This is a genomic window from Micromonospora sp. PTRAS2 (assembly GCF_054052245.1).
Genome location: NZ_JBSWBU010000009.1, coordinates 152,441 through 165,914 on the forward strand (window position 1 = coordinate 152,441; position 13,474 = coordinate 165,914).

Here is a 13,474-nt window from a genome sequence, read left to right on the forward strand (position 1 = left end):
CGGGCAGCCGGTGCGCCGGGTGGCGGTCGGCCGCCGGTGCGGTGGTGCCGCTCGGGCGTTCGGTGGTGCCGGTCAGGCGAGCAGCTGCTGGCCGATCCAGCCGCCGTCCGGGCACCCGGGCGGCACGGCGAACACGGCGGAGCCGATCGGGGTGGTCCACTCGTTGAGCAGGTCCCGCTCGGCGAGGCGACGCTGGATGGGCAGGAACTGCGTCGTGACGTCCGCCTGGTACGAGGCGAAGATCAGTCCGCTGTCGGCGGTGCCGTCGGCGGCCGGTACCCCGTCGTAGTTGTACGGGCGGCGCAGGATGCGCAGCCGGTCGTCGGTGACCCGGGCGCGGGTCAGGTGGGAGAAGTCGGGGATGACGGTGAGCCCGGCGTCGTCGACGGCGGCGAAGTCGGGCTCGTCGTGTTCGGCCGTGCCGGTCAGCGGGGCGCCGGTGTCGAGCCGACGGCCGACGGCCAGCTCCCGGTCGGCGCGGCCGAGCAGGTCCCAGGTCTCCAGGTTCATGCTGATCCGCCGCACGACCAGGGTGCTGCTGTCCCGCAGCCACGCCGGGCCGTCGGGCACCCACACGGCGGTCTCCAGCGGCCTGCCGGGGCGTGGGTTGGCGGTGCCGTCGAGCTGGCCGAACAGGTTGCGCTGGGTGCGCCCCGGTTCCGCGCCGGCCGCCCGGCGGAAGCCCTGCTGCACCCACGCCACGGTCGCGAACGGCCGGCTGTCCTTGACCAGGACCCGCTGGGCGTGGGCCACCGTGACCGGATCGTCGGCGCAGATCTGCAGCAGCAGGTCCCCGCCGGACCAGCGGGGCTGGAGGCGGTCGACGCGGAAGGCCGGCAGCGCCGCCACCGACGCCGGCCGGCGCTCGTCGAGGCCGGCGGCCCGGTAGAGGCCGGGGCCGAAGCCGAACGTGACGGTCAGCCGCGCGGGCAGCAGGCCGAGCTCGGGTTCGGTGTCGGCGAGGGCCGGCCGGCCCTGGGTGAGGCGGGCGGCGTCGTCGGTGAGCAGCCGCAGCAGCCGGCCCAGGGCGGCCCGGTCGGTGGCCGGGGCGAGGTTCAGCGCGACGAACGACGCGTGCGCCTGTGGCTCGGTGTCCACCCCCGCCTGGCGCGCGCCGTGGAACGGCACCACCGCGCCGCCGACGTCGGCCACCGGGACCGCCCCGCCGGGGCGTACGTCGGCGTCGTCGGAGCGGGCGGCGGCGATCGCGGCGGCGGCGAGCGTGCCCCCGGCGGCCAAAGCCCCGCCGGTGAGCAGGGCGCGCCTGCGCACCGGACGGCCGGTGGCGGTGCCGGTCATGCGGCGGGGCTCGTGGTCACCTGCGGCGTGCCGCTCATGCCCGGCATCGGGGTCGCGCCGTGGCCGGGGGCGTAGCTCTCCTGCGCGCCGGTGAACGGCTTGGCCACGGCGGTGAAGGTCTGCGTCCGGCCGTCGGCGAAGGTGAGCGTGAAGGAGAGTTCGTCGCCGGCCCGCACCGGCTGCCGGAGGTTCATCAGCATCAGGTGCTCGCCGCCGGGCTCCAGGACGTGGCTGCTCTTCGCCTTGACCACGATGCCGCCCTGCTTGGCCTGCATGACCATCTTGCCGTCCTTCATGGTCATCTCGTGCAGCTCCATCGGGGACACGTCGGTGGCCGCGCCGGTGATGGTCACGTCCGTGTCCCCGTCGTTGACCAGGGTGCCGAAGGCCGCGGTCATGCCCTTGTCGGCGGCCTTCACCCACGGGTCGCGCACGGTCAGCACCCCGGCGGCGGCGCTCGCCGACACCGACGGTGACGGTGACGGGTTCGGCGCGGCGGTGGACGTGTCGTCCGGCGAGCCGCAGCCGGCGGCGACCGCCGCCGTGAGGGCGGCGGTGAGCAGGGCTGCCGTGCGCCGGGTGCGGCGGGGTGCGGTGAGGCTGGGCATGGGTTCCCCTTCGATGATCGATTGCAGGTGGATGGTCGGCGTCACGGGGGGTTAAGTTCCGCGGCTGTCCGTGACCCACGCCACTCGGGGGATCCGGTCGGGGCGGACGCCGCGACGGGCCGGCCGGTGGACCTGCGCGCGGGCGGGGAAACTTTTGCCATCTGCGGAAAAAGTTCGCAGAGGCTTGACGGAAGTCCGGGTGCGGCGAGGATGATCCAATGCGTCGTCCCCCTCCGGTCCCCGGCCGCTGCGTCTCGGGCCTGCTCGCTGTCGTCCTCGCCGCGGCGGTCGCCGTCCTCGGGGCCGCCCCGCCCGCCGCGGCGCACGGCACCCTGGCCATGTCCACGCCGGCGACCGGCGCCACGGTCGCCGAGCCGTTGGCGACCGTGCAGCTCTACTTCACCGAGCGGGTCGCCGACAACGCGTACTTCGCGGTCACCGCGCCGGACGGCGGCCGGGTCGACGACGGCTGGACGCACGGGTCGCCCGCGCCCCTGGACAAGCCGGTGCGGGAATACCTGCTCGTCGACGGGAAGTTCGAGCCGCGCGAATACGCCACCGGCTTCCCGGCGGTGGTGAAACTGGCGCACCTGCCGGCGGCCGGGCAGTACACGGTCAGCTACCTGTCGGTTGCCTCCGACGGCGAGCCGGTGCGGGGCACGATGAGCTTCCGGTACACCGGCCGGGTCACGGCCGCCCCGCAGGGCTGGCGCCCGCCGACCACGGGACCCGACCCGTCGCTCGTCGCCGCCGCCGAGCAGCACGAGACGTCCGGACACGGCTCGCCCCGGTCCGCGGGCGCGTCGGCCGCGCCGGCCGCGTCCCCGGCCGCCCCCGGCGCGGCGGCCTCTCCCGCAGCGGCCCCCGCCGACGCCGGGGACGCCGGCGGGCCCGGCTGGCTCGGCTGGCTCGGCGTCGTCGTGGCGGTCGCGGCGGTGGCCGGCGTCGTCGGGTGGCGGCACCGCGCCGCGCGGGCAGGTGGCCCGGCAGCCCGTTGGCCGTGGACCCGCCGCCCCGCCGCCGGTCGGGCGGTGCGCCGCGCTTCGGCTGCCCGGGCGGCGGGACGGGCGAAGTCGCCCGGCCCGAAGCCGCGCCCGGCGACCAGGGGCGGCGGCCCCCGACGCGGCCCGGCCGGGCCGGGCGAGGCACCCGAGCCCGCGCCGTCGGGCGGGCCCCGGCTCGGCGACCGGGGCCTCGCCGTGGTCGTCGGCGGGCTGGTGGTCGCCCTGCTGGCCGGGTTCGGGCTCGGCCGCGTCGGTGCCGGCGACGGGCGGGCCGCCACGGCGGCCGTCGGCGGGTCGCCCGTCGCCGGAAGCCCGGTCGCGGCGGGGGACGGCCACCAGCACGCGGCGGGGGCCGGGGCGCACACGCATCCCGGCGACGGCGACCCGGCGCAGGCGCAGGTGACCGGCACGACGGTCAGCGCCGGCGGCTACACGCTCAAGCCGGTGACGCGGTCCCAGCCGGCCGGCGTGAACGCGGACTACCGGTTCCGGATCGTGGGTGCCGACGGGCGGCCGGAGACGCGCTTCGCGGTCGTGCACGACAAGCCGCTGCACCTGGTCGTGGTGGGCCGGGACCTGGGCGGCTACCAGCACCTGCACCCGACGATGGCCGCCGACGGCACCTGGAGCGTGCCCCTGACGCTCAAGCGGGCCGGGGGCTACCGCGTCTACGCCGACTTCGCCACGACCGCCGCCGACGGCACCGCGCGGCCGCTGGTCCTCGGCGTCGACCACCAGGTTCCCGGCGCGCACACCCCGGCCACCCTCCCGGCCGCCCAGCCGAGGGCGACGGCCGGGCCGTTCGAGGTGGAGATGGTCGGCACCCCGACGATCGGGGCGACGGTGCCGCTGTCGTTCCGGGTGGGCCGGGCCGGCGCGCCCGCGCGCCTGGAACGCTACCTGGGCGCGTACGGGCACCTGGTGGTCGTCCGCGAGGGCGACCTGGGCTACGTGCACGTCCACCCGGATCAGGAACTGGTCGACGGGGCGCCCAGGTTCTGGCTGACCGCGCCGGGCCCGAGCCGCTACCGGGCGTACTTCGACTTCCAGGTCGACGGGAAGGTCCAGACCGCCGAGTTCACCCTCGACCTGGGGTGAGACCCGGGGGCCGGCCCGCACCGCTGCCGATGCGGGCCGCCCCCGACGAGCCGGGCCGCGCTAGCCCTCGATCCGGACGATGTTGCGGATCTTGTTGGACGCGTCCAGCGCCGCCACCTTGTACGCCTCGGCGAGGGTCGGGTAGTTGAACACCGCGTCGATGAGGTAGTCGACGGTGCCGCCGCAACCCATGACGGTCTGCCCGATGTGCACGATCTCGGTGGCGCCGGTGCCGAACACGTGCACGCCGAGCAGCCGGCCGTCGGCCGGTGACACCAGCAGCTTCAGCATGCCGTACGAGTCGCCGACGATCTGGCCGCGGGCCAGCTCCCGGTAGCGGGCGATGCCGACCTCGAACGGCGTGGAGCTCTCCGTCAGCTGCTCCTCGGTCTTCCCGACGAAGCTGATCTCCGGAATGGTGTAGATGCCGATCGGCTGCAGCTCGTTGAGCGCGCGGACCGGTTCCCCGCAGGCGTGCTGCGCCGCGATGCGGCCCTGCTCCATCGAGGTGGACGCCAGCGCCGGGAACCCGATCACGTCGCCGACGGCGTAGATGTTCTCCACCGCCGTGCGGTAGTTCGCGTCGACCGTGATCCGGCCGCGCCGGTCGGCCTGCAACCCGGCCGCCTCCAGCGCCAGCTTGTCGGTCTGGCCCTGGCGGCCGGCCGAGTACATGACGGTGTCCGCGACGATCTTCTTCCCGCTCTTCAGGACGCACAGGGCGGCGCTCTCGTGCTTTTCGACCGCCGCCACCTCCTCGCCGAAGCGGAACGTGACCGACAGGTCGCGCAGGTGGTACTTGAGCGACTCGACGACCTCCTCGTCGCAGAAGTCGAGCATCCGGTCGCGGCGCTCCACCACGGTCACCTTGGTGCCGAGCGCGGCGAACATCGAGGCGTACTCCATGCCGATCACGCCCGCGCCGACCACCACCATGCTGCGGGGGATGGCTTCCAGGTTGATGACCCCGTCGGAGTCCACGATCGTCCGCTCGTCGAACTCGACGCTGTCCGGGCGGGCCGGCCGGGTGCCGGCGGCGATGATGGCCTTGTCGAAGGTGACCCGCGACTCCTGCCCGGACTCGCCGTCGACCCAGATCGTGTGCGGGTCGGCGAACCGCCCGGTGCCGGTGATCAGCGCGACCCGGTTGCGGGCCAGCTGGTTGCGGATGACGTCGGTCTGCCGACTGATCACGTGCTGGGTACGGGCGGCCAGGTCGCCGACCGTGATCTCCTCCTTGAGCCGGTAGCTGCTGCCGTACAGGTCCCGCTGGCTCATGCCGCTGAGATAGAGCACGGCCTCGCGTAACGTCTTGGAAGGGACGGTGCCGGTGTTGATGCACACCCCACCGATCATGTCGCGGCGGTCGACGACGCCGACCCGCCTACCGAGCTTGGCGGCGGCGATCGCGGCCTTCTGACCGCTGGGCCCGGAGCCCAGCACCAACAGGTCGTAGTCATACACGCCGTAAGCCTCGCAAGATCCCGCAACCCGCGCCACCGCACGTTCGGCGGCGGCCCCCGGCCCGTCGGCGCCGACAGGCGGACGCCCCGGCACGCCGACCGGTGGGCCGACGTGCCGGGGCGCGGGTGCGAGCCGGGTCAGGGGGTGGTGATGTTGAAGCTCCTGACGGTGGCGCTGCCGCCGAGGGCCTGGGTGGCGTAGTTGAAGACGCCGAACCGGTAGCCCATGAAGAACGGCCAGTTGTTGTCGAGGGTGAGCGCGTTGCCGAGGGAGACGAAGTTGGTGCCGTCGGTGCTGTAGGAGAAGCGGGCCTGCCGACCCGCGCCGGGTCTGATGTCGGCGTTGACGCGCAACCAGATGCGTCCGCCGCTGATCGCCGCGCCGGCAATCTCGGTGCCGGTGTTGGTGGTGTTCCAGTTGCTGTCCATGGTGATGTTGTTGGTCATGACCACCCGGTTGGCCCCGTTGTCGCGTTTGACGCCGATCCAGGCGGACGAGTTGCGCAGCATGGACAGGCCGCTGCGGTCACCGTCACGCATCGTGGAGTAGTCGAGCTCGATGGTGGCGGTGCTGGTCGGCCCCTGGATGCGGTGGGTCAGGGTGTTGCGGGCCTTGTAGAGGTCGGTGGTGACCGTGGCGGTCTGCAGCCGCAGCCCGTTGTTCACCGACCACTTGGTGTCGTCGGGGTTGTGGTTCCACTCGTACTGCGGGCCGAGCGTGGTGCCGGCGAACGTGTCGTTGCCGATCATGGGCTTGACCGGGCGGGTGGGCAGGGGGTTGGGGTAGGAGGCGCCCCAGGCGCCGTTGACGGTCTGGATCTGGGGCCAGCCGTCGGAGGTCCAGTTGATCGGGGCGAGGGCGGGCACCCGGCCGCCGGGGTACGCGTCGATGAAGCTCATGTAGTACCACTGGCCGTTCTGGGTCTGCACGAGCCCACCCTGGTGGGGGACGCCGCCGCCGGAGATCGGGCCGGGCATGTTGAGCAGGACCTGGCGCATCTCGTACGGGCCGAACGGGGAGCTGGACTTGAGCACGTACTGGCCGTTGGCGGGGCGGGTCAGCCAGATGTAGTAGCTGCCGTTGCGCTTGTAGAAGCGGGCGCCCTCGAGGGTGCCGACGCTGGACGGCGTGGAGAAGACCTGCTGCGAGCGGACCTGGGTCTTCCCGTCGGCGGAGAGCTGGGCGACGCTGATCTGGCTGTTGCCGTACGCGACGTACATGGTGTCGTTGTCGTCGACGAGCAGGCCGGCGTCGTAGTAGCAGTTGTTGATGGTGGAGATGCGGTTCCAGCCGCTCTCGACGCTCGTGGAGCTGTAGACGTGCGTCTTGGAGAAGTCGACGCAGCCGAGCCAGTAGAACGTGTTGTTGCTCTTGCGGTAGTTCATGGCCGAGGCCCAGATGCCGTCGACGTAGGCGTTCGACCCGTTGAGGTCGTACTTGGTGCCGAAGTCGAGGCGGGGCACCGAGTGGCCGGCGAACTCCCAGTTGACGAGGTCGTACGAGCGCAGGATCGGCGCGCCGGGGGAGTAGTGCATGGTGGAGGCGGAGTAGTAGTAGGCGTCACCGACGCGGAAGATGTCGATGTCGGCGAAGTCCTGCCACAACACCGGGTTCGTGAACGACCCCGAGGGCGGCGGCGTGGTCGGCGGGGGAGTGGTGGGCGGCGGCGTGGTCGTCGGCGGCGGCGTGGTCGGGTTGCCCGTGGGGGCCGAGCCGGTGCAGGTGACGCCGTTGAGGGCGAAACTGGTCGGCGCCGGGTTGCTCGACGTCCAGGTGCCGTTGAAGCCGAAGCTGACGTTGCCCCCGGTGGGGATGGAGCCGTTGAACGAGGCGTTGGTCACCGTGACCTGGGCACCCGACTGGCTGACCGTGCCGTTCCACAGCTGGCTGATCGTCTGCCCCGCGGCGAAGGACCAGGTCAGGCGCCAGCCGTTGACCGGGTCGCCGAGGTTGTCCACCGTGACGTTGGCGCCGAAGCCGCCCTGCCACTGGCTGGACACCGCGTAGGTGACCTTGCAGCCGGCGGCGGCCTGGGCGGAGACGGCCATGGTGGCCCCGGCGGCGCTGACGGCGATGGCCGTCGTCGCGGCGAGCCAGAGCCGAAGACGCGAGCGTTTCACTGCCTTTCCTCTCCTCTGTGCGATCCTGGATCTGCTGGTCGTGGCACGTCGGGCGGGGTGCGCCGGCCTGGCGTGCGGGGCGCGACGCCGGGGAGGCGGAGAACCCCGACCGCCGCGGCGCCGCACCCGCCGGCACGCGCCGGCGGACGGAGTTCGGTCGGATGGCAGCCCGGCACGGTCGCGGCTGGTGAGACTGGACGATCGTGGCTGCGGAACGTCACGGGTCTGTCGACATCAGCCCGAGGCCCGGCCGACAGAGGCTCCCGTCCCCGACCGGCACCTGGCATGGTGCAGCGCTCGGCGGACGGCCCCGGACAGCTGTCGTCGGTGCCGCTCGTGCTTGCGGCTCCGGTCCCGGATCGGAGGCCGTACTGCCGGTCGGAGCGCGCCCTTCGCTCCTGCAGCGGACACTAGCGTGTTACCGTTCACATCGGCAAGTCATCGACCTGAAACGATGTTCGGGGATCTCGCCGTCGGCGGGACCGGGCTCGTCGGCGCCCCGGGTCGGGTGCGGCGTGGGAACTCAGGAAGCGAGGCCGATCGCCAGGGCGGCGATGCCGAGCAGCGGCGGCACGAGCTGCTTGAGGGCCGCGCCGGCCTTCGACGGGGCCGAGACCAGCAGGACCACACCGGCGGCGACCATGCATCCGGCGCCGACGAAGACCAGCGTCGCCCCGACGGTCCGCGAGCCGGACGCGAAGAGGACGATGCCGAGCGCGACGGCGATCGCCAGGAACAGGTTGTAGAACCCCTGGTTGAAGGCGAGTGCCTTCGTCGTCTCCGCGTCCGCCCTGCTGGCGATGCCGAAGATCGCGCGCGCCCGGGCGCCCGTCCAGGCGATCGACTCCAGGTAGAAGATGTAGACGTGGACGAGGCCGGCGAGGCCGGCCAGCACGAGTCCGGCGATGATCATGATGCCGCTTCCTCCGATCGCGCCCCGCCGGCCGGGTGGGCCACCGGTGGGACCATTCTCCCCCCGTCCTTCGGCGGCACGGGCCCGGCCCCACCGGCCGAGGGGTCAGGACGACCGAGGCGATCACGCTGATTCCGGCCACCACGGAGCCCCAGCCGCGCGCGGCTGACGCTCCGTGGTGCCACCCGACGACGATGCGCTCGCCAGCGCCCCGCCAAATAGGGCCTTTCCGCCCGCCTCGGACTGCGCACCTGGCATCCTCGGCAACGGGGCGGCCCGCCCTGCCGCCGGCAGGGCGACGGGGACCCGCCACGGCCGCGCCACCGGGCGCGCCCGGGACGCACCACGGTGGGGCAGCATGCGAGGGCAGCAGTCGAATCCGAACGGACCCGCTCCGCGCCGGGTCGGTCCCCCGGCCGGCGGGGCCGGGTCGGCCGACGCCCGGCGCAGCCGCCGGCTCGTCGCCGGGCTGCTTCTCGGCGTGGCCGGCGCCATCGACGCGTCGGTCGGCGCGGGCGCCGTCCGGGTGGACCCGTACGTGGTGATCGACGAGGGATTCCGGCGTCTCGACGTCACGGGGTGGGCGTGGCTCCAACTGGCGACGGGGCTGGCGGTGATCGCGGCGGCGCTGGCGTTGACCGTCGACCGGCGGGCCACCGCCTGCGCGGCGATCGGTGCCGGCGCGTTCGGCGTCCTGCTCACCGTGGCCCTGTTCGCGTACCAGCCGGTGGAGCGGGTGATGTCGGGGCTGCTGGCCGCCGTGGCGGTCTGGCTGCTCGCCGGGCACCTGCGAGCGACGCCCCGCCGGCGGCCCGGCCCGCCGGCCGGGCGGGAGGTCAGCTGACCGGCGCGCAGAGCTGCGACTGCAGGAACGGCTTCGTGCCCGGCGGGACCTGGCCCCGCCACGCCGGGTTGAGCGTGACCGTCAGGGGCGGCGCCTGCCAGGCCGCCCCGAGGCGCTGGAGCACGCCGTACTCGGTGCGCGGCTTGTCGAGGTTCTGGCCGGAGAGGAAGCCGATCATCTCGTCGGCGATCACCCGGCGGCCGAGGAACGCCGCGTGGAGGGCGGGGACCTCGACGACCGGGATCCTGGTGAACGGTCCCGGCGGTGCCTCCACCGAGCTGACGGTGGGCAGGAAGGCGAGCACCCGCACCCCGGGGATCGGGCACATCGTCTGGTAGCGGTAGAAGGGCGCGTTGTCGATGAGGGAGCGGACGAACGGCTCGTCGGGATCGCTGGTGCCGTCGCCGAGGCGGTTGGCGAACCCGAACATGGCGCGCAGCACCCACCCCGCGCCGATCCCCCACCCGCTGCTGGCCTCCGCCGGCGGATAGTAGGCCCGCCCGGAGCGGACCAGCGGGCTGAACATCAGCAGCGCGCGCACCGGTGAGCCCGGCCGGTCGCGCAGGTAGGTCCGTGCCACCATGGCCCCCTCGCTCTCCCCGAGCAGCGCGATCGGCCGCCCGGTGCGCCGGTGCAGCGCGTCGACCTGTGCGGCCAGGCGCTCCGCGCTGGTCGCCAGCGACTGGTGGGTGTCCAACGCCTGGTAGGGCAGCGGCCGGCCACCCGCGTCCACCCCGGCGTAGGAGTAGCGCCGCACCCGGGGGTCCGCGGCCGGCCGGCCGTCGTAGGCGCTGTCGTGCCCGGCGAGCAGGAGCACCGCGTACGGGACGGACGCCGCCAGGGGTTGCGAGAAGACGGGCGGGCCGAACGTGTCCCGCGTGCCGCTGCGCGGCACCGCGAGGATCTGGCTGACCAGGGGCACGGCCAGCGCCAGCGCCACCACCACCGGCACCGCCGGCACCCGGGGCAGCCGTACGTGGGCGGGCCGCAGCGCCGCGCGCACCGTCTGGCGCCACAGCAGCCCGTTGCACAGCCCCGCCGCCAGCGCGACCAGCGGCGTCCACGCCGGGGCGGCGCTCCACACCAGCCCTCCGGCAACCGAGAGCACCACCAGGTCCAGCAGCGACCAGCCGAACAGCTCTGCCGACGGCAGCCCTCGCCACCCGCGGGGGACGACGGCCATCCGTTGCAGGAAGGGGGCGAGCAGGATCATCGGACCGAGCGAGACGAACAGGTACCAGGACAGGGCCACCGCCGACGCGGCGACCGACAGCGCGGCGAAGGGCGTGACGATGACGGCGGTGAGCGCGGCCACCCCCAGGTTGCGCCACACCAGCGCGCCCGTGGCCGGCCGGGGCGCCTGCGCCGGCCAGGAGAGCAGGACCAGCAGCGCGGACAGGGCACCCCGGAGCGCGACCGCCGCGACCAGACCGAGGGCGAAGGTCAGCCAGGAGTTGTGGTAGACGAAGAGCCACCGCAGGTCGTGGTAGGTGTCGTACGGCCAGACCGCGGTGATCTGCGGCGCGAGCGCCCGCGGCGAGACGAAGTCGATTCGTGTCAGGATCGCGGCCTCGACCAGTGGGACGCCCCCGGCGACGGCGAGCAGCGCCGGCAGACGACGGGATCGTGGCACGGGTCCTGCTCCTTCACCGGGGGGTCGGCGCCGGCTGTCTCGGCATCGACTCTCTCGCGAGCGACGCCGCCCCCGGGGCGATACCGCCGAATCGGGACCGGTCGGACGGCGGTCGCGGTGTCCGGTATCCGGCCGACCGGCGGGTGGATGGCGGCTCGCCGTGCTCGCCGGCGGTGGCTCACAATGGAGGGCCGGTCACGTGGCCGTGCGGCGGGGGAGGATGCAGTTGACTCAGGCAAGCGAGCCGAGCCCGGCCCGGCCGGCCACGGCGGAGACCACACCGCCGCGCGTCACGCGGGCCCGGCAGGTCCGGCTGGTGGGGCTGACGGTCACGCTGGCCGTCCTCGCGGCGGCCCTGATCCCGATCGTGCTCGCGTTCGGCCCGCCGACCCGCGACGAGCTGCTGGAGCAGGCCGGGCTGAAGGGCAGGCAGCAGCTCCTCATCGGGGTGAAGGACGACCAGCCCGGCGTCTCCCAGCGGTTCCCGAACAACGTGTGGAAGGGCTTCGACGTCGACATCGCCTACATGATCGCCGGCTACCTGGGGTTCGACCGGTCCCAGGTGCGGTTCCTGCCGATCGAGAGCGAGGACCGGGCCCGCCGTCAGGCCCGCGACGGGGACGGGTTCGTCACCGTCGACCTGGTGATCGCGTCCTACAGCATCACCAAGCAACGGGAGGAGGAGGGCGCGGTCTTCTCCGCCCCCTACCTCTACACCGAGCAGTCGGTGATCACGCTGGACAGCGTCGGCGAGGCGGAGCAGGTGAGCAGCCTGGAGGACCTGAGCGGGAGGACGGTCTGCACGCTGACCACCTCGACCTCCGCCCAGCGCCTGCGGGAGGCCGGCGCCAAGCCGATCGGCCGCAACCGGATCAGCGACTGCGTCCAGATGCTCTACGACGGCAAGGTGTACGCGGTCACCACCGACGCCGCGATCCTCGCCGGCTTCGTCACCGGCGACCGGCCCGACGACGACGGTCAGCGCTTCCCGGTCGAGCTGCGGGGCGTCAAGCCGCTGCGGCACTGGGACATCGGCTCCTCGGCGCAGGAGAGGTGGGGCGTCAACACCGGCTCCAACGAGGCGTTGCGGGACCTGGTCGACCTCGCCCTCTACGCCTCGGCCGAGGACGAGGAGAACTCGACCTGGGAGAACGCGTACGACGCGAACCTGCGCTGGCAGCAGCGGTACAACCTCCCGCAGTCCGTCGCGGAACAGCGGCAGCCGGAGCCGAGGAAGGTGGAGGTACGGCAGTGGCCGTGGGAGAGGATCGCGCTACCGGCCCCGGCGCACCCCGGATCGCCGCCGGCCCCGGCAAGACGGGCCGACCGCGCCGCATGGCGGGGGCGCGGCAGGCGCAGCAGTGGCTGCTGACGCTCCTGCCGGCGTTCCCCGTCCTGCTGCTGGTGCTGCGGCTGTGGCAGCTCAGCCGGCAGGACATGTCGACCATGCTGCTGCTGGTGCAGTACGTCAGCCCGCTCGGCCTGCTCAGCGCGCTGCTGATCGCGTTGGTCTGGGCGTTCCCACTGGTCGTGCTCACGTTCGGTGTGCTCGGTCGGCTGCTGCGGCTCAGCGCCCCTGACCGCTTCGACCCGGAACGGTCGCTGTTGGCCTCCGGGACGGCGCGCACGCCGGGCTGGGTGCTCACCGGCGCCGTCGCGCTGGGGGCGCTGACGTGGCAGCTGCGCTTCCTGCCGACGCTGTTGATGCTGGGGCTCTGGCTGCTCGCGCTGCGCACCCGCTACCTGCACCCGGACCAGCCGACCCGGATCCTGCTGGTGAGCGTGGCGCTGCCGCTGGCGGCGGCCGTGCTGGCGTACACCGCGTTGGGCCCGGCGATCTGGGCGGCCCTGCGGCAGGACGAACTGGCCACGGCCGCGCTGCTGGCGGTGCCGCCCGCCGCCGCGGTGCTGCTCACCGGCCCGATCCCCGGCTGGAGCGCCCCGGTGCTGACGCACGGCCTGGCGTACGCGGTCGCCGCCGTGCTCCCGCTGGTGATGGGGGCGGTCTTCCTCCGGGTCCCGGTGCTGCCGACCGCCGCGGTCGAGCTGGCCCCGCCGGGGGCGGGCGCCGCCGGCGCGGACACCGACCCGGGCACGGACCCGGGCGGGGATCCGGCGCCGGCCGACCGGGCGGGGTCGGAGGTGGTGCTCGGCGCGCTCATCACGGTCACCGACACGTCGACGATCGTGCTGGACCGGGCCGAGGGGGTGCGGTTCCTGCCGAACGGCCGGGTCCGGTCGCAGGTGCTGTGCCCGGAGGCGGCGCGGGTGCCGTACAGCGTGGTGACGGTGCACGGCTGGCCGGTGGAGGAGACGGTCCTGGACTGGATGATGCCCCGGCGGCCCGTCGCCGACCCGGACGTCCGCTGCGACGGCCGGCTCCCCGCCGCGCGGTGACTGCCGGCTCGACCGATTGACGGGACAGGCAGGCGTCACTAGCCTGGGCAAGCGCTTTCCTGTGACGCGTCCCGCCTGCACACCGGCCGGGCAC

General features: G+C 73.8%; 10 protein-coding genes. 4 read left to right on the forward strand and 6 right to left on the reverse strand.

The genetic code is table 11. The features are described 5' to 3' along the window. Positions 1-72: 72 nt before the first annotated feature. Both ACVMYR_RS25100 and ACVMYR_RS25105 read right to left on the reverse strand, forming a co-directional pair. Positions 73-1,299 carry a Dyp-type peroxidase gene (locus ACVMYR_RS25100; RefSeq protein WP_457122920.1) on the reverse strand — a complete coding sequence of 409 codons (1,227 nt, stop codon included), beginning with the start codon at positions 1,297-1,299 and terminating at the stop codon, positions 73-75. Then, positions 1,296-1,907: a copper chaperone PCu(A)C gene (locus ACVMYR_RS25105; protein ID WP_353902207.1), complete on the reverse strand. Its 612-nt coding sequence runs from the start codon at positions 1,905-1,907 to the stop codon at positions 1,296-1,298. Before ACVMYR_RS25105 ends, ACVMYR_RS25100 begins: the two co-directional genes overlap by 4 nt. A 218-nt stretch (positions 1,908-2,125) precedes the next feature. On the opposite strand from ACVMYR_RS25105, the gene ACVMYR_RS25110 reads away from it, so the two are divergent. Then, positions 2,126-4,009: a copper resistance CopC family protein gene (locus tag ACVMYR_RS25110; RefSeq protein ID WP_457122921.1), complete on the forward strand. Its 1,884-nt coding sequence runs from the start codon at positions 2,126-2,128 to the stop codon at positions 4,007-4,009. A 60-nt stretch (positions 4,010-4,069) separates the two neighbouring features. Here ACVMYR_RS25110 and sthA read toward each other — a convergent pair whose 3' ends face one another. The 3 genes from sthA to ACVMYR_RS25125 all read right to left on the reverse strand — a co-directional run bounded on the left by sthA (position 4,070) and on the right by ACVMYR_RS25125 (position 8,506). After that, positions 4,070-5,473: a Si-specific NAD(P)(+) transhydrogenase gene (gene sthA / locus ACVMYR_RS25115; RefSeq protein WP_077937816.1), complete on the reverse strand. Its 1,404-nt coding sequence runs from the start codon at positions 5,471-5,473 to the stop codon at positions 4,070-4,072. A gap of 137 nt (positions 5,474-5,610) precedes the next feature. Continuing rightward, on the reverse strand, positions 5,611-7,593 hold the full coding sequence (locus ACVMYR_RS25120; protein WP_396790714.1) for a family 43 glycosylhydrolase: 1,983 nt from the start codon (positions 7,591-7,593) through the stop codon (positions 5,611-5,613). Positions 7,594-8,116: 523 nt separating this feature from the next. Further along, entirely contained in the window at positions 8,117-8,506 is a 390-nt protein-coding gene (locus ACVMYR_RS25125; RefSeq protein ID WP_431897899.1) for a DUF1304 domain-containing protein, read from the reverse strand. A gap of 358 nt (positions 8,507-8,864) precedes the next feature. On the opposite strand from ACVMYR_RS25125, the gene ACVMYR_RS25130 reads away from it, so the two are divergent. After that, positions 8,865-9,350, forward strand: coding sequence for a DUF7144 family membrane protein (locus tag ACVMYR_RS25130; protein WP_457122922.1), 486 nt, complete (start codon positions 8,865-8,867; stop codon positions 9,348-9,350). Here the strand turns inward: ACVMYR_RS25130 and ACVMYR_RS25135 are convergent. Then, on the reverse strand, positions 9,343-10,983 hold the full coding sequence (locus tag ACVMYR_RS25135; RefSeq protein ID WP_457122923.1) for a hypothetical protein: 1,641 nt from the start codon (positions 10,981-10,983) through the stop codon (positions 9,343-9,345). The two genes, ACVMYR_RS25130 and ACVMYR_RS25135, sit on opposite strands and share 8 nt — an antisense overlap. Positions 10,984-11,203: 220 nt before the next feature. On the opposite strand from ACVMYR_RS25135, the gene ACVMYR_RS25140 reads away from it, so the two are divergent. After that, positions 11,204-12,355, forward strand: a complete 1,152-nt coding sequence (locus ACVMYR_RS25140) for a transporter substrate-binding domain-containing protein (protein ID WP_457122924.1) — start codon at positions 11,204-11,206, stop codon at positions 12,353-12,355. Beyond that, the gene (locus ACVMYR_RS25145; protein WP_077937826.1) at positions 12,319-13,380 is read left to right on the forward strand and encodes a hypothetical protein; all 1,062 of its coding nucleotides are present in this window, start codon (positions 12,319-12,321) and stop codon (positions 13,378-13,380) included. The genes ACVMYR_RS25140 and ACVMYR_RS25145 overlap by 37 nt, the downstream gene beginning before the upstream one ends. The last annotated feature ends 94 nt before the right edge of the window (positions 13,381-13,474 follow it).

Excerpts from the sequence above, each read along its gene's own strand:
- ACVMYR_RS25100 (WP_457122920.1), bottom strand. The coding sequence starts at position 1,299 with ATGACCGGCACCGCCACCGGCCGTCCGGTGCGCAGGCGCGCCCTGCTC.
- ACVMYR_RS25105 (WP_353902207.1), bottom strand. The coding sequence starts at position 1,907 with ATGCCCAGCCTCACCGCACCCCGCCGCACCCGGCGCACGGCAGCCCTG.
- ACVMYR_RS25110 (WP_457122921.1), top strand. The coding sequence starts at position 2,126 with ATGCGTCGTCCCCCTCCGGTCCCCGGCCGCTGCGTCTCGGGCCTGCTC.
- ACVMYR_RS25125 (WP_431897899.1), bottom strand. The coding sequence starts at position 8,506 with ATGATCATCGCCGGACTCGTGCTGGCCGGCCTCGCCGGCCTCGTCCAC.
- ACVMYR_RS25130 (WP_457122922.1), top strand. The coding sequence starts at position 8,865 with ATGCGAGGGCAGCAGTCGAATCCGAACGGACCCGCTCCGCGCCGGGTC.
- ACVMYR_RS25140 (WP_457122924.1), top strand. The coding sequence starts at position 11,204 with ATGCAGTTGACTCAGGCAAGCGAGCCGAGCCCGGCCCGGCCGGCCACG.
- ACVMYR_RS25145 (WP_077937826.1), top strand. The coding sequence starts at position 12,319 with ATGGCGGGGGCGCGGCAGGCGCAGCAGTGGCTGCTGACGCTCCTGCCG.